Origin of the sequence: Caballeronia eucalypticola (genome assembly GCF_047608185.1) — a bacterium.
GTDB lineage: Bacteria > Pseudomonadota > Gammaproteobacteria > Burkholderiales > Burkholderiaceae > Caballeronia.
Genome location: NZ_JBLKRU010000016.1, coordinates 21,456 through 37,472, shown reverse-complemented (window position 1 = coordinate 37,472; position 16,017 = coordinate 21,456). Strand labels below are relative to the sequence as shown.

Genomic DNA, 16,017 nt, shown 5'->3' with positions numbered 1-16,017 from the left:
GCGGCGAAGGTGCGCAACGGTGACCGCGCTGTTGCGCATCTTCGCCGTTATTCAATTGAGCTCTACTCTCACGCTGCTTGCTCGCAGAGCATGTGCTCGTCCGCCCGCTCAACTCCATTACCAGCGCCGCGCAACAAGCCGCTGCCGCCCTGTACTGAACATCTCGCGCGCGATCGCTTTAGATACATGCTCGGTGTCATGCCGCAGAAACGTTTGAAATGCCGTGCGAAATGACTCTGGTCGAAGAACCCGACTTCAGCCGCGACCACCGATCCCGGCATGCCCGCCAGCAACAATGCTTGCGCGCGTTCAATCCGTAGCCCGCATAAATACCGGTATGGTGAAGAGCCAAACTGCTGGCGAAACGCGGTCGCGAATCGCGAGACGCTAAGCGCCGAGAGCTCGGCAAGTTGTGCAAGCGTGACAGGTTCATCGAAATGCGCTTCGATAAACGCCCGTGCTTCGGTCAGCGGCATGGCTTGTTTCATGAAGCCGCCGCCGCAGGTTGAGCCTGCGATGAAGTTGCAAAGGCCGCGAACCGGCTGATCGAAAATAGATCGAGTGGAATCGGTGTGCTACCGGTATCGATCAGCTCGGCCAGCGTCTCACCTACGCCCGGGCCAATCTGGAACCCCGAGCCGCTGAAGCCGAACGCATAGAACAGTCCGTCAGTAGTCGAGCTGCGGCCTATCACCGGCTCGCCGTCGGGCAGGTAACCCTCCACACCGCTCCAGACGCGGATCACGTGCAGCGGAGCCATCGCGGGAACCAGGCGGCGCAGCTGCGCGATCTGGCGCACTGTGTTGATCGGCAGCACGGATGCACGTCTCGTTAGCGCATCGGCGGGACCGGGTGGGCCGCCTCCTATGATGATGTTGCCGCGCGGAATCTGGCGGAAGTAGATGCCCTCCTGCTTGATCGATGTGAACACGCCCATCGACGACTTGAAAACATAAGGCACAGGTTCAGTGACCGACATTTGCGGTCCGCTTGCGCGCAGCGGCACCGGCTCGCCGAACTGCTCAGTGAGTCTGCTCGCCCACGCGCCCGCGCAAATCACGAGCTGCGCTGCGCGATACACCACGCCTGCCGCAGTCTCCACGCGAAAGCCGCCGCCGTCCTTCTCCACCTGCACGATCTCCGTGTTCTCCACCACCTGCGCGCCCATGCGCGCCGCCGCCCGGCCGAAGGCCGGCGCGGCGAGGCGGGGGTTTGCATGACCGTCGAGCGGCGAGATGGAAGAGGCCAGCACCTCGCGGCCGAGAAAAGGGAAACGCTCGAACATCGCCTTGCCGTGCAGCACTTCGAGATTGAGGCCGTACGCCCGGGCATCGGCGGCATAGCGGTCGAAGGTATCCGCATCGTGCGCGTGATAACAGACCCGTGTGTGCCCGGACGGCAGGAATTCGACGTCCTCGCCCAGCAGCTCTTTCGAACGCTGCCACGTGTTGAGCGAGCGATTCGCCATTGCGAGTTGCGGCAGCGCACGGCCTTGCCTGCGGACACCGCCAAAATTGACGCCGCTCGCTTGCTGGCCCGTCAAGCCGCGCTCGAGCAGGATCACGGAGCAAGCGGGGTTGCGGCGTCGAAGGAAGAACGCAGTGGTCGTGCCCATGATGCCGCCGCCGATCACGATCACATCGGCTTGATGAGAGGCACCGGAAGCTGCTCGTTGTGTCGCGGTCATTCAGTTGCCCCCTCTTCCTCGACCAGCGCCACCGGCAGCGGTTTGACGGGTGCTTGCCCACGCAGCCGTCCAACGGAAGCCAGCGGCACGGACGCAGCCGCTGCGATCACTTCCGCACCCGCGTGAGCGCAAAAGCGGCCTTGGCAGCGGCCCATGCCCACACGCGAAAATGCCTTCGCGCGATTCGCTTCCTGCGCGCCGGTTTCGCGGACGACGCGACGTAATTCGCCGGCAGTGATGGCTTCGCAACGGCACACGATAGTCTCGTCCGGCAGCATGCTCGCAAACCGCGCCGGCCACGGAAAGGCCGCGCGCAAGCCGGCCGCGAAGCGGCTGAAGACCTGCAATTGTTCACGCAAGGCAGCCAGGCCTTCGACCTTCAAACCACTGTCCTGCATCGCAGCGAGGGCGGCGAGACGGCCTGATCGTTCAGCGGCATCCGCGCCGCGGATACGCGCACCGTCGCCTGCCAGATAGACGCCCTTCACGCTGCTGCGGCCGTCTTCATCGGTAGCGGGCAGCCATTGCCGGGTGGCGTCATCGAAGGTAAATTCGCAGCCGGCCAAGTCGGCGAGCTGCGTTTCGGGGCGCAAGTGGTACCCCATCGCGACTGCATCGCAGGCCACCTTCAAAGGCATGCCGCTTTGCAGCGCGACCTCTACGTGGCTCACGCAATGCTCCGATGAGCCGCTTATTTCCAATGGCCGCACGCCGCGATATACACGCACCCGCGCTTTCCTCAGCACGCCCATCAGAGCGATGCCTTTTTTCAGCGCGGCGGGAATGGCGAGCAGCTTCGGCAACGCGCTGAGCCGGTGTAAAAGCGTGGAGGTATCGAAGACGGCGGACACCGCTGCGCCCGCTTTCACATACTGCGCAGCGACAAGGTACAGCAGCGGCCCGGTGCCCATCAGCACGACTCGGGAACCGATCGAGCACCCTTGCGACTTCAGCGCGACTTGGGCACCTCCCAGGCTATATGTGCCGGCGTAATGCCAGCCCTTGACCGGCATCAACCGGTCCGTTGCGCCAGTGCAAATGATCAGCGCATCGAAATCAAGCGTGCGGTACGACGTCCCACTCACTAGATGCACGGCGTTCGCCCCGATGTTCCAGACGAGCGTCTCAGGCAAGTAGTCGATACGGCTCTTGAGCGCGTCGAAGGTCGAATGCAGCGCGGCAGCGCGTGCACTTTCGGTGCCATAGAGCGTCTCGTACGACCGCGTAAAACCGTCCGGCTGCCGTCGATAAATCTGGCCGCCGTCTCGCCGCCCTTCATCGATGACGGTTGGCCGCAGACCCGCTTCGACCAGTGCCTCGGCTGCCCGCACGCCCGCTGGTCCCGCGCCAATCACGACTACCCGCGCGGCCATACGCCCTCCCCGTCTGCAGCCAATTGCGTGACGATCGACATGCCCGCTTCCGCCGGCGTTGTACACGCACGCAAGCGCTCGCCGTCAGCGGTCCAGACCCAGCAATCCTGGCATGCGCCCATCAGGCAGAATCCCGCGCGCCTGCCATCGCCGAATTCGGAGTCGCGCAAGGTCCGCATGCCGGTCAGCAACGCGACCATCAGCGTGTCGCCATCGGCTGCCTGGCGCGCGACGCCATCGACGGTTATCACAAACGTCTTACGCTCCGTTTCCGCCAGCCGCACGAATCGTCCGCTCATGCTTCAACCACCTCGACAGTCTGCAGCCGGCTCAACTCGTCCGTTGAATGGTGGCAAAGAATTTCGGCGCCCGAAGCCAGCTTCTTCATGGAGGGCGGCGTGGCATTGCATTTACCGTCGATACGAACCGGACAGCGCGCCCTGAAGCTGCACAGCTCGGCGATGTCCGCGCTTTCGCCCATCTGCGGCAACGCGGCGCTGCCCACCAAACGGCGCGCGTCGAGCCAACCGGGTTTCAGCGCCGGCACGGAGTCGACCAGCAAGCCGGTATACGGGTGATACGGCGGCGCCACGAGCACATCGCGCTCGCCCGCTTCCACACGATGCCCCGCGTACAGCACGATCACTTCATCGCAGATCGAACGCACCGTTGAAATATCGTGGCTGATGAACATGTACGACACACCCAGCTCACGGCGCAGTTCTGCAAGCAGGTCGAGAATGGCCGCGCCGACGACAGTGTCGAGCGCGGACGTCACTTCGTCGCAGAGGATCAGCGCGGGGTCGGCCGCGAGCGCGCGCGCCAGGTTGACACGCTGCTTCTGGCCGCCTGACAAACCACCCGGCGCGCGCGCTGCAATCGATGCGGGCAGCTTGACGAGATCGAGCAGTTCGAGCATTCGCTTGCGCGCCGCCGACCCGCGCAGATGATGATAAAAAGCGAGCGGCCGGCTGAGGATATCGGCGATTGTATGGCTCGGGTTCAACGCGGTATCGGCGTTCTGGAACACGATCTGGATCTGCCGATATTGATCAGGAGTCCGTTTTGAGAGCTGCGCCGGGAGCGGGTTGCCATCGAAGAAAACTTCACCGCGCGCCCGGTCGACCAGACCCGCCACCACGCGCGCGAGCGTCGTCTTGCCCGATCCTGATTCGCCGATCACGCCCAGCGTGCTGCCGCGCGCGATGGACAGACTCACGTCGTCGAGCACGCGCACGGCCGGCGCGCCGTATCGGTCGATACGGCCATAACCCGCCGCTAACCCACGAATTTCGAGCAAGGGTGCGGCGAGTTTCTGCGCCGCCGTCTGCACCGATAACACCGGCTCGGGCCGCCGCGTGGCAGCCAGTAGCTGCTGCGTGTAAACATCGACGGGCGCGTCGAGCACTTGCGCCACCAGACCATCTTCCTTTACCCGGCCGCCGTTCAGCACGACAATCCGGTCCGCCATTTGCGCGACGACCGCAAGATCATGCGACACGTAGATCGCCGTAGTACCCAACTCGCGGATCACCTTCTTGAACGCGGCAAGCACTTCGATTTGCGTGGTTACATCGAGTGCGGTCGTCGGTTCGTCGAACACCACTACCGCTGGATCCGTGATCAACGCCATGGCCGCCATCAGACGCTGCAACTGGCCACCGGATACCTGATGCGGATAACGCTCGCCGATCGTGTCCGCCTCCGGCAACGCAAGCGCACGGAACAATTCGACCGCCTTGCGACGCGCCGCGTCTTTCGTCATCAGCCGATGCAGCAACGCAGGTTCGGTTACCTGATCAATAATCGTGCGCGCCGGATTGAACCCCGAGGACGCACTTTGCGCCACATACGCCACGGTCCGGGCACGCAGTGCCCGGCGGCCTCGCTGGTCGAGTTCAAGCACTTCCGTCTCGCCGATCCGCACCGACCCGCCGCTAATAGAACATCCTTGCCGCGCATATCCCAGGAGCGCCAGCGCGATGGTCGTCTTGCCCGATCCCGACTCGCCGATCAACGCGAGCACTTCGCCTTTCTTCACCGAGAAGTTGACGCCCTTGACAATCTCCGTCACCGGATCGGGGGCCGCGCCTGCCACCACGCGCAAGCCCTTCACTTGAATCATGTCGATCGCGTCGGTGTTCATTGCGCAGCTCCTTGCCCGCGGCCGCCACGGCGGCGCAGGTTATCGATCAGCAGATTCACGCCGATAGTCAGCGTCGCAATCGCGATAGCCGGCATCAAGACGGCGGGCGCGCCTTCAGCCAGCCCGCCAATGTTCTCGCGCACAAGCGAGCCCCAGTCGGCATTGGGCGGCTGCACGCCGAGGCCCAGGAAGCTGAGGCCGCTAAGCAGCAACACGATGAACACAAAGCGCAGGCCGAAGTCGGCGAGCATCGGATGGATCATGTTCGGCAGCACTTCCACGCGCGCGATGTAGAACAGTTTTTCGCCGCGAGCCCGCGCGACCTGTACATATTCGAGCGTCATCAAGTTGACCGCGAGCGAGCGCGAGATGCGGAACGCGCCGGGAATGTAGGCGAGCGCGGCGACACCCATCAACATCGGGATGGAGGAACCAAACGCGGCGATCACGACGAGCGCGAGCACCTTGCTTGGAATGGAGATCAACGCGTCGAACAAGCGGCTCAGGATTTCATCCACCCAACGTCCCGACACCGCAGCGATCAAGCCGAAGAACGTGCCGATCAGGCTCGCCATCAACGCCGCGCCCAGCGCCAGCCCGACCGTGTATCGCGTGCCGTAGAGAATCCGGCTGAGCATGTCGCGGCCAAGATAGTCGGTGCCCAGCGCGAACGCACGGCTCGACCCGGCGAATATATCCACCGACGACAGCGCACCGCTTTTATAAGGTGCAATCCACGGACCGATGACCGCAATGGTCATCCAGAATACGACCAGCACGAAGCCGATCAAACCCAGCACGGAGAAGCGCCGGTGCAGCCGTTTCAGCACGCCCGCTTTTGGCCCGGCAACTTCAGGCTCGGGGATGGCCGGGTCATTGACGATTTCATCGAGGCCCATGTCGTAGAGCTCATTGCCGGGATGGTGAATGGAAGAATTGGCAGGTCGGTTCATCGTTGACGCAGCCTCGGGTTGGATACGATTTGAGCCAGGTCGGCAATCAGCACGAGCAGCAGGTAAGCCGCGCAGAACACCATGACGCAACCCTGCACGAGCGGCATGTCGCGGTTCGTGACGGCATCGACCATGAGGCTCGCCAGGCCCGGATAATTGAAGATCGATTCCACGATCACCACGCCGCCGAACAGGTACGACAGGCTCAGCGCCACCGCATTCGCGATCGGGCCAATGGTGTTGGGCAACACATGGCGCAGGACCACGCGCATGGGCGACGCGCCCTTAAGGATCGCCATCTCGACATACGATGCGTTGAGCTGGTCGAGCACGGCGGCGCGGGTCATGCGCGCCATCTGTGCGACGAGCACGCAGCACAGCGTCATGACGGGCATGGCGTAGATCCGCAGCAGGCCGCCGAACGACGACACCTCGGACAAATACGACAACGCGGGCAGCCAGCGCAGTTTCACGGCGAAGACCAGTACGGCGATGGTCGCAATCAGGAACTCCGGCACTGCAACGGTGGATAACGTCAGCACGTTGAGCACGCGATCGAGCAGCGAGCCGCGGAACATGGCTGACGAGATGCCGATGAAGAGCGCGACCGGAACGGACACCAGGGCGGTCAATCCGGCCAGCACGAGTGAGTTCGGCAAGCGCGTGGCGATCAGTTGACTCACGGGCAAGCTATTCGATAACGACATGCCGAAGTTGCCGGTGACAATCAGATAGAGCCACTCGAAGTAGCGCTGCAAGGCCGGCTGGTCGAGCCCGAACTGATGCCGTAGCGCAGTGACTGCTTCGGGGGTAGCCGCTTGCCCGAGTGCCTGCTGCGCGGCGTCGCCGGGAAGCAGCCCCGTAATGCCGAACACCACTGCCGACACAATCAGCAGCGTGAGCAATGCGAGGCCCAGGCGAGCAGCGATAAGTCGTGACGCGTGTGCTTTCATGATCCGCCTCCGGGGTTGAAACGGCACGCCCCGCGCGGGCGGCGTGCTTTGCTGCTGCTTTACATGACCACTAGGTGACCACTGGGTCCCGCTTCAGCTTTCCAGCCAGACATGCTCCGCGAACATGAAGCCCATCAGGCCGGCCAGCGGAATCGATCCGAGGCCTTTGAGCTTGGTCGTGAAACCGTCGAGCGAACTCTGGAACATCGGAATGCCGACACCACCGCTCTCGTGCACCAATACCTGCATGTCGCCGTAGATCTGCTTGCGCTTGGCGTCGTCCGGTTCGCCGCGCGCCGCGAGCAACATCTGATCGAACTTCGGACTCTTCCAGTTCGCTTCGTTCCATGGCGCGTCCGACTTGAAGAACTGCGTGAACAGCACGTCGGCGCTTGGACGCGCATTGATATTGCCGAAACCCAGCGGATGTTTCATCCAGTGGTTCGACCAGTAGCCGTCGGCGGGCACACGCGTGACCTGCAGGTTCAAGCCCGCTGCGGGCGCAGCCTGTTGCAACAGCACGGCCATTTCGACCGAACCGTCGGCCGCCGGCGAGGCATAAATCTGCACGGGTGCGTTACCCACTTTTGCCTTCTGGAAGTAGAACTTGGCTTTCTCCGGATCGTAGGGACGCTGGGGAATACCCGGCATGAAGTACTTATTGGTCGGATCGATCGGCTGGTCATTGGCGATCGTGCCGAAACCCTGGAACACGGCGCGGCGAATCTGCTCGCGGTCCATGAGATAGAACATACCTCGACGAAAATCGGCGTTGCCGCCAATCCCGCCGTCGTCGCGAACAATCAGGTCCGTGTACTGGCCCGTCTTCGTCTCCAGCACGGTGAAACCCGGCGTGCCCTTGATGCGGCCTGTCGAGCGCGGGCTGATCGCGTTGATCAGTTGCACGTCGCCGGAAAGCAACGCATTCACGCGCGCGGATTCGTCGCCAATACCTATCAGCTCGACTTCGTCCAGATGCGGCAAGCCCGGCTTCCAGTACTTCTCGTTCTTCACGCCAACCGTACGCACGCCCGGCGAGAAGTCCTTGATCTTGAAGGGACCAGTGCCAATGGCCGTCTTGAAGTCGGTCGTGCCGTCCTTGATGATGAGAAAGTGCGAGGTCGCCAGGATCACCGGCAGGTCGGCATTCGCGCCTTCCAGCGTGATGGTGACTTCATTCGGGCCCGTGGCTTTCGCGTCCTTGATCTGGTCGGCGAGCGTCTTGGCCTTCGATGCCGTGGCCGGGTCCTTATGGCGCATCAGCGAATAGATCACGTCGGCGGGCGCCAGTGCTTTGCCGTCGTGGAATTGAACGCCGCTGCGCAACTTCACGATCCACACGGTCGCGTCCTTTGTTTCCAGCGATTCCGCGAGCGCCATCTTCGCGCCCAGATGCGAATCCAGTTCGGTCAGCCCGCTGTAGACCATGAATGCACGAACATAGTCCGTGCCGAGCGCGCCCTTTGCCGGATCAAGCGTATCCGCGGCGGATGCCGACTGTGTGGCCACGCGAATCTTGCCGCCCTGCTTTGGCTTCGCCTGCGCGAACGCAGCGCCGCTCGCGGTGAGCAACCCTGCCCCGGTGACCGAAGCCATGCCGGCTGCAGCCAGCGCACGCAGCACCTCGCGCCGTGACGCACCCCGGCGCGTCAGGCGCTCGAGTTCGGTCACTTCGGTCCCGGCTGGGGCATCGGCGTGTTGCAGATCTTGTTTGTTCATCGAGACTTCTCCGCGAGGGTGGCTGGGGTTGATTTTTGGTTTTTTCGGCTTGATTACATGAAAGGCTACGAATCAATAAAACACATCCTTGATGCGGTAATACGTGCCCACCAGCGGCAGGAACCACGGCTTGCCCGTGTGGCCGGGAATCGCCGGCCACTCGAATTCACGCCACGGATTGGCGCTCTCGCGGCCGTCCATGACATCGGCCATGACCTGCCCCATGTGCGTGGACATCTGCGTGCCGTGGCCGCTATAACCCATCGAAAAATAGATGCCGTCATGCTGGCCCGCACGCGGCAGCCGGTCGGCGGTGATATCGACGAGACCACCCCAGCAATAGTCGATGCGTGCCTGCGCCAAGGCCGGGAACATGGTCGCAAGACCGTCCTGCAGGATGCGACCGCTCTTCGCGTCAGAAGGCTGCTCGGACGCCGTGAAGCGTGCGCGGCCGCCGTACAGCAAACGCGAATCGGGCGTGATGCGGAAGTAGTTATGCATCAGGCGCGACGTCGTGTACGCACGGCGATTCGGAAAGACCTGGTGCACCAGCTCCGGAGGCAAGCGCTCCGTCACCACGATGAAAGAACCCACCGGTGCAAGACGCCGCCGGTACCAGCCAAACGGTCCTTGCCGCGACGGTCCGGTCGCGACCAGCACCTGGTTTGCACGAACTTCGCCACGCGCCGACACGATCCGGTACCCACCGTCAGCGGCTTTTTCTATCGATGTCACGGGCGCGTTCTCGTAGAGCTTCGCACCATGACGCGCGGCGGCGTCCGCCAGACCGACCGTGAACTTGCCCATGTGCATCTGGCCGCCATGCCGCTGCAGCAAGCCGCCGAAAAAACTGTCCGACTGAATCTCGGTCGAGATCCGGTCGCGGCCGATGATCTCGATATCGGCATCGACTTCACGCCGGATCACTTCCGCCGTCTTCTCCAGATGCGCGAGATGATGCGGTTTCGACGCCAGCTTCAACTTGCCCGATGCAAGGTAATCGCAATCGATCTGCTCTTCGCGGATCAGGCGTTCGACGGTATCGACGGCGGCTGCGTAGGCCCGATAACAACCGCGCGCCTTCTCCAGTCCAAGCTGCTGGACCAGCGCGGCGAAATCCTGGGCGACGCCGGTATTGACCTGGCCGCCGTTGCGACCCGACGCACCGCCGCCGATCCGCCCCGCGTCCAGCACCGCCACCGACGCGCCGCGCCGGCCCAACGCCAGCGCCGCCGACAAACCCGTGAAGCCGGCCCCGACCACCGCCACGTCAACGCGGCCATCGACTGGGCCATCGGTGGTTGAGCGCAGTGGCGGCGCGGTGTCGAGCCAGTAGGAGTCGAGCTTCATCCGGCGGCTTACAGTCCAAGCAGCGTGGCGAGATGCGGGATGTCGTCGACTTCGGTGTACTCGTAGTACGGCGTCGACGGTTCATGGCCACGGTTGACGAAAGCCTTGTGCTTGATGCCCATGTCGTGCGCGGTCATCAGGTCATAGCGCAGGCTCGACGACACGTGCAGCACGTCTTCAGGGTTGCAGTTCAGCTTGTCGAACATGTACTCAAAGCCTTGCATGCGCGGCTTGTAAGACTGAGCCTGCTCAGCCGTGAACACGGCATGGAACGGCGCGCCGAGTTTGTCGACGTTGCTCTGGATCTGGTTGTTCGACGCGTTCGACAGGATCACGAGCTTGTACTTCTTCGCCAGCCGCGAGAGGCCTTCCGGCACGTCCGGATGCGGACCCCAGGTCGGCACGGCGGTGTAGAACTTTTCTGCCTTGGCTTCATCGAAATCGATGTTCATGCGTTGGCAAGCGCGTTTGAACGCATTCACGATCACGTCGCGATACGGCTTCCATGCACCGAGCACTTCATCGCGCCGATAACCCGAGAAGAACGCGATCAGCTTGTCCATGTCCGGACCGCTCAGCACGTCACCGTACATTTCGCGCGTCGTGTCGGCGAGGCGGAATCTGGTCAGCGTGCCGTAGCAGTCGAAGGTGATGTACTTCGGTTCGAATTCGATCATGGTGATAGTCCTATCGTTGATATGAACCCGCGCGGGGTTCAGTGGCGAAAACAGGAAAGCGCATTCCTGTTAGAGATTTAATCAGCGCAAAAACAAAGATGTCCCTGATTCGCGCAATCCAAAAACATAAAACAAGCGTTTTGCAGGGTGTCGGCAGCAGAGTCTGCGGTTCGGGTTGCTGCTGTTTTTTGGCCCCTTTCGGGGCTTAGGGTTTGCCCTTCTTTTTTGGATCTACTCGCGCAGATCGATCAGCACGCTCTTGAAGCGAAGGTTCGCTTCGTACGCCTGCCGGCCCAGGTCCTTACCGATGCCCGAGCGTTTGTAGCCGCCGGTCGGGATCATGAAGTCGGACGTCCTGCCGTAGCGGTTGACCCACACCGTGCCGGCTTCCAGACCCCGGACCAGCCGCAGCGCGCGTCCCAGGTCTGCTGTATGAACGCCCGCTGCCAGACCGTAATCGGGGTGCTGGGCGAGCGCGAGCGCTTCCTCTTCCGTATCGAAGGTCTGCAGGGTCAGCACCGGCCCGAAGACTTCCTCTTGAACCGCTTCTGAGTGCTGCGTCACGCCGCTCAGCAGCGTAGGTGCATAGAACGCGCCCGCACCGCAGCCGTCGGATCGCAGGCCGCCGCACCGCAACGTCGCGCCACCGGCAAGCGTGCGCCCGACGATCGCTTCGATACGCGCCGCCTGCGGTTCCGAGATGATCGGCGAGAGGGTTGTCCCGGATGTCCAGGTCGCGCCCGGTTTCAGTTCGCTGAAAACAGCTGCGATGCGTTCGGCCAGTTGCTCCGCGAGCGAACGCTCGACGAGCAGCCGCGAGCCTGCGACGCATACTTGCCCCGCGTTACCCGAAATAGCCCCGGCGATACGGCGCGCGACGGCGTCCAGGCGCGGGGCATCGGCGAAGACGATTTGCGGGCTTTTACCGCCCAGTTCCAGCGTCACCGGCTTCGTGCCCGTCTCCGCGCACGCAGCCATGATGGCGGCGCCTGTGCGTGTGGAACCGGTGAACGTAACCTTGGAGATTTTTGGATGGCGCACGAGCGCGTCGCCGGTCGTGCGGCCATCGCCTTGAACGATGTTGAAAATGCCCGCTGGAATGCCGGCGCGGATGGCAAGTTCAGCGAGCCGCAGCACCGAGAACGGTGTCATTTCGGAGGGTTTCAGCACCACGGCGTTGCCTGCTGCGAGTGCTGGTGCGATCTTCCACGATGCCATGACCAGCGGAAAATTCCACGGAGCGATAGCGCCGATCACGCCGTACGGTTCGGCGATCGTCATGCCGAGGTGATCGTGATCCGTGGCCGCCACATCGCCGCCAATCTTGTCGGCGAACTCCGCGTAGAAGCGAATGCCTTCGGCGGTAAACGGCACGTCCCAGTGAGTGGCATCGCGGATCGGGCGGGTTGAACCGAGCGCTTCGAGGGGGCCTAGCGTGTCGACATTGGCGGCGATCAGGTCAGCGAAACGGCGCATGATGCGGGCACGATCGCGTGGCGGCATGGTTCGCCAGCCGCTGGTGCGAAATGCCTGCCATGCGTTCTCGACAGCACGGTCAACCATCTCCGCGTCCGCGAGCGGCACCGAGGCATACACCATGCCATCCGATGGCCGTGCGACGTCGATGCGGCGTGCGCCTTCATCCACGTAGTCGCCGCCAATAAAATGGCCGCTGCGTACGATGACGGCGGCGGGATCGAAGCTATCCATATGAAGATCCTTTGAGTAGCACTTTGACTAGCGGTCTTGGTAGCGGCCGCGAATGCTGCGTGGCTTTATGAAATCGTAGGGCTAGGTGCGCAGCATTTATCGTCGACAAAAACATTGGCTCGGCAGATCACACGCGTTATGAGGGTGCGGACATGCCGTTTTGCATTGAAGTTCGTGCGGCGCGGCTCCGGGGTCCTTTCATGAAAAGATCGTCCTAGTCACGTTGTTTGTGGGATGCGAGAGTGGTGGCGTGAGACCTGAGCTTGATTTGAGCCTGGATAAGAGAAGTCTGATGAGGGGTTGCTGAGCGGCTGAAGTGAAGGCCATCGAGGGAGGTCGGCGTGTCCGAGCGATTCAATGAACGAGATAGCGAACCAGTTACCTATAGATCTTTTACCGGCGACGATATTGCCGCGGCGCATGCGTTGACTGTTGAATTGAAGTGGCCGCATCGGGCGGATGACTGGCGTTTCGTGGTGCAGGCGGGCGCGGGGTTTGTCGCGGAGGTGTCGGGGAGGGTGATTGGCACGGTGTTGTACTGGACTTACGGGGCTGAGCGCGCGTCGTTGGGGATGGTGATTGTGTCGCCGGCCTGGCAGGGCCGAGGGATTGGCAAGCGGTTGATGGAAACGGTGCTTGAGCAACTGGGTGGGCGCGTTACGTTTTTGCACGCGACGGTGGCTGGCCAGCCGTTGTATGAGAAGTTAGGTTTCCGTGCGGTGGGGTCCCTTGACCAGCATCAGGGGGCGGCGTTCCAACCGCCTTTGGTGTCGTTACCGGCGGGTGAGCGGTTGCGGCCGCTTGGGGCTAACGATACGCCTCGGTTGATCGAACTGGCTTCGCGGGCGTGCGGGCTGGATCGGAGTGAGGTGTTGCCGGCGTTGCTTGGGACTGCGGATGGGATAGCACTGGATCACGACGGCGAGTTGCTTGGATTTGCCTTGTTCAGGCGTTTCGGGCGAGGTTTTGCGATTGGGCCGGTGGTAGCGCCGGATGCGCCTGATTCGAGCCGGGCGAAGGCATTGATCAGTCATTGGCTGGCGTTGAACGAGGGGATGTTTGTTCGTATCGATACCCCGGGGGATAGTGGGTTGACGGAGTGGTTGGACGGGTTGGGTTTGCCACGGGTTGATACGGTGGTCAAAATGGTTTTGAATGGGCCGGACGGCGGTTTGGTCGGGGCGTTTCCTCCCGCGGATGCTGACTTTAAACAGTTTGGGATTATTAATCAGGCTTTAATGTAAGTGGCCGATGGGGGTTGTTCGCACTTGGGGTTAGTGGGGTGGGGTGTTGGTTCTGGGGTTAGCGGTCGGGTTCAATGCCGGGGGTGGTTCTTGCGTTAGCGGTCGGGTTCAATGCCGGGTTGCTGCTTTCCAGGTCTTCGCGGGTTTAGTGTTGGATGTTTTCTTTATCACTATTAGCCACTGCGCGTGGCGGCGCGTCATTTCTTTGTCCAAAGCGACAAAGAAACGAAGCAAAGAAAGCGCTTTTAACAGCACTACCCTAAGTGTCCACAGCGTGCAGTTTTCATTCATGGGTGCCCCAAAAGCACGGTGCTCGCCAGAACTTAGGATGTGTGAACCCCTCCTTCTCGCGAATACTGACACGAACACGCTTCGCCCCGTACGCTCTCGGGCAAGCACCCGTGTTCCATGAACCAGCACAGCCCCATGCGCTTTTTAGCTCTCCCATTTTGTTCATGTGTTAGCCCCCGGTTTGTGCAGCAATACTCGTGGAAATAGCCTTAATTCGTGGGTTCTGACAGGTCGATCGTGTGGTCTGCGTAGCAATTTCGCAGATCGCGCGACGGCCGGATGCAGGTTAAATTTTCTAGTTTGGCTGCTATATTTTTGTTAGGCGTTTGTCTAGCACGCGCGTTATTTCGGCCACCTGTGGCCTTACACATTTCGGTGATTCAATTTCTGAGTGGGTTGCCGGTATGTTTCGGGATCCGAATCTATTTGGTGGATGGTTCTAGGCGGATAGCGCGGGGTGGTCCTTGGGCAGGTTCAGTCACTGGTGGCGAAGCGTGGGGTATCCGTGTTCGGAGAAAGAGGGGTTCACACATCCGTGGCTCTGGCGAGCACCGTGCTTTTGGGGCACCCATGAATAAAAACTGCACGCTGTGGACACTTAGGGTAGTGCTGTTAAAAGCGCTTTCTTTGCTTCGTTTCTTTGTCGCTTTGGACAAAGAAATGACGCGCCGCCACGCGCAGTGGCTAATAGAGCGAAAAAGATCAGCCAGAACGGAACCCGCGAAAACCTGAAAAGCAGCAACCCGGCAATGACTCAGACCGTTAACGCAAGAACCACCAACCCGGCATAGACCCGAACCCCAACCCCTAACACCCCCCGTCCACCGGCGCGAGCAAAATGACATTTCTCTATAAGGCCAGTTCCGACCGCGGAACCCAATGGGCAAAACTCTTCGCCCAAAAAGCACCAGAAATCCCCTTCCACATATGGCCAGACACCGGCGATCCCGCGAAGGTCCGCTACCTTGCCGCCTGGCAACCACCCGAAGACCCCGCCCGCACGCTACCGAACCTCGAAGTCATATTCTCAATCGGTGCCGGCGTCGATCAATTCGACCTCTCCGGCGTGCCCGAACACATCCCCGTAGTCCGCATGATCGAACCCGGCATCGTCGAAGGAATGGTCGAATACGTCACCCAAGCCGTGCTCACCATCCACCGCGACCTCCTCGACTACCAACTCCAGCAGCAACAAAAAACATGGGACCCGCTGCCCGTACGCGCCGCGTCAACCCGGCGCATCGGCGTACTCGGCCTCGGCGTATTAGGCACCGCCGTGCTGGAACGGCTGAAACTATTCGGCTTCCCCTGCGCCGGCTGGAGCCGCTCAGCCCGGGATATCGAAGGCGTCGAATGCCATGCCGGCGCAAATACGCTCGACACCTTCCTCGCGCGCACCGATATCCTGATCTGTCTGCTCCCCCTCACCGACGCCACCCGCGGCATGCTCAACACCGCGCTATTCAACAAGCTGCCACGCGGTGCATCGCTGATTCAAACCGGCCGCGGCCCGCATCTGAACCAAGATGACCTGCTCGCCGCACTTGCCAGCGGCCAGCTACAAAACGCCATCCTCGATGTCACCGATCCCGAGCCGCTACCGCAAACACATCCGCTATGGACGCACCCGCGCGTTCGGATCACGCCGCATATCGCCAGCGAAACGCGGCCGGACAGCGCCGTGGAAGTCGTGCTCGACAATCTGCGACGCCATCAGGAAGGCCTGCCGATGATCGGACAAATCGATCGCAGCCGCGGTTACTGAATCTGGCCGCTCGCCCGGGCAAATCATCGTTTTTACGCGCCCGTGGCAGAAAATGCTGCGGACGCGCTGCAAAACGCGGCATCCGCGTTATTTCACGAATTGTTTAGGACGTCGGACTCCTGTGCATCTTCTCTAGTATGGAACGGTCA

At 61.7% G+C, this 16,017-nt stretch carries 14 protein-coding genes; 2 read left to right on the top strand and 12 right to left on the bottom strand.

Features of this window, described 5'->3' with window-relative positions:
• Nucleotides 1-68: 68 nt before the first annotated feature.
• The 11 genes from ACMX25_RS19480 to ACMX25_RS19430 form a co-directional block, all read right to left on the bottom strand.
• Nucleotides 69-488, bottom strand: coding sequence for a helix-turn-helix domain-containing protein (locus ACMX25_RS19480; RefSeq protein WP_414951712.1), 420 nt, complete (start codon nt 486-488; stop codon nt 69-71).
• Complete coding sequence (locus tag ACMX25_RS19475; RefSeq protein WP_414951711.1) at nt 485-1,687, bottom strand: NAD(P)/FAD-dependent oxidoreductase; 1,203 nt, start codon at nt 1,685-1,687, stop codon at nt 485-487. The genes ACMX25_RS19480 and ACMX25_RS19475 overlap by 4 nt, the downstream gene beginning before the upstream one ends.
• The gene (locus tag ACMX25_RS19470) at nt 1,684-3,060 is read right to left on the bottom strand and encodes an FAD/NAD(P)-dependent oxidoreductase (protein WP_414951710.1); all 1,377 of its coding nucleotides are present in this window, start codon (nt 3,058-3,060) and stop codon (nt 1,684-1,686) included. Before ACMX25_RS19470 ends, ACMX25_RS19475 begins: the two co-directional genes overlap by 4 nt.
• Complete coding sequence (locus ACMX25_RS19465) at nt 3,045-3,359, bottom strand: (2Fe-2S)-binding protein (RefSeq protein ID WP_414951709.1); 315 nt, start codon at nt 3,357-3,359, stop codon at nt 3,045-3,047. Before ACMX25_RS19465 ends, ACMX25_RS19470 begins: the two co-directional genes overlap by 16 nt.
• Complete coding sequence (locus ACMX25_RS19460; RefSeq protein ID WP_414951708.1) at nt 3,356-5,206, bottom strand: ABC transporter ATP-binding protein; 1,851 nt, start codon at nt 5,204-5,206, stop codon at nt 3,356-3,358. Before ACMX25_RS19460 ends, ACMX25_RS19465 begins: the two co-directional genes overlap by 4 nt.
• Complete coding sequence (locus tag ACMX25_RS19455) at nt 5,203-6,159, bottom strand: ABC transporter permease (RefSeq protein WP_414951707.1); 957 nt, start codon at nt 6,157-6,159, stop codon at nt 5,203-5,205. Before ACMX25_RS19455 ends, ACMX25_RS19460 begins: the two co-directional genes overlap by 4 nt.
• Entirely contained in the window at nt 6,156-7,112 is a 957-nt protein-coding gene (locus ACMX25_RS19450) for an ABC transporter permease (RefSeq protein WP_414951706.1), read from the bottom strand. The genes ACMX25_RS19455 and ACMX25_RS19450 overlap by 4 nt, the downstream gene beginning before the upstream one ends.
• Before the next feature lie 93 nt (nt 7,113-7,205).
• The gene (locus ACMX25_RS19445) at nt 7,206-8,831 is read right to left on the bottom strand and encodes an ABC transporter substrate-binding protein (RefSeq protein ID WP_414951705.1); all 1,626 of its coding nucleotides are present in this window, start codon (nt 8,829-8,831) and stop codon (nt 7,206-7,208) included.
• 72 nt (nt 8,832-8,903) lie between these two features.
• Nucleotides 8,904-10,181: an NAD(P)/FAD-dependent oxidoreductase gene (locus ACMX25_RS19440; protein ID WP_414951704.1), complete on the bottom strand. Its 1,278-nt coding sequence runs from the start codon at nt 10,179-10,181 to the stop codon at nt 8,904-8,906.
• Nucleotides 10,182-10,189: 8 nt separating this feature from the next.
• On the bottom strand, nt 10,190-10,858 hold the full coding sequence (locus tag ACMX25_RS19435; RefSeq protein ID WP_414951703.1) for a haloacid dehalogenase type II: 669 nt from the start codon (nt 10,856-10,858) through the stop codon (nt 10,190-10,192).
• Between the two features lie 231 nt (nt 10,859-11,089).
• The gene (locus ACMX25_RS19430) at nt 11,090-12,568 is read right to left on the bottom strand and encodes an aldehyde dehydrogenase family protein (RefSeq protein ID WP_414951702.1); all 1,479 of its coding nucleotides are present in this window, start codon (nt 12,566-12,568) and stop codon (nt 11,090-11,092) included.
• A gap of 341 nt (nt 12,569-12,909) precedes the next feature.
• Between ACMX25_RS19430 and ACMX25_RS19425 the strand changes: the two genes are divergently transcribed.
• Nucleotides 12,910-13,812 carry a GNAT family N-acetyltransferase gene (locus tag ACMX25_RS19425; RefSeq protein WP_414951701.1) on the top strand — a complete coding sequence of 301 codons (903 nt, stop codon included), beginning with the start codon at nt 12,910-12,912 and terminating at the stop codon, nt 13,810-13,812.
• A gap of 108 nt (nt 13,813-13,920) precedes the next feature.
• Here the strand turns inward: ACMX25_RS19425 and ACMX25_RS19420 are convergent, their stop codons facing one another.
• Nucleotides 13,921-14,103 (bottom strand): hypothetical protein, encoded by a 183-nt coding sequence (locus tag ACMX25_RS19420; protein WP_414951700.1) that lies wholly within the window; start codon nt 14,101-14,103, stop codon nt 13,921-13,923.
• Between the two features lie 838 nt (nt 14,104-14,941).
• Here ACMX25_RS19420 and ACMX25_RS19415 point away from each other — a divergent pair.
• Nucleotides 14,942-15,868, top strand: coding sequence for a 2-hydroxyacid dehydrogenase (locus ACMX25_RS19415; RefSeq protein ID WP_414951699.1), 927 nt, complete (start codon nt 14,942-14,944; stop codon nt 15,866-15,868).
• The last annotated feature ends 149 nt before the right edge of the window (nt 15,869-16,017 follow it).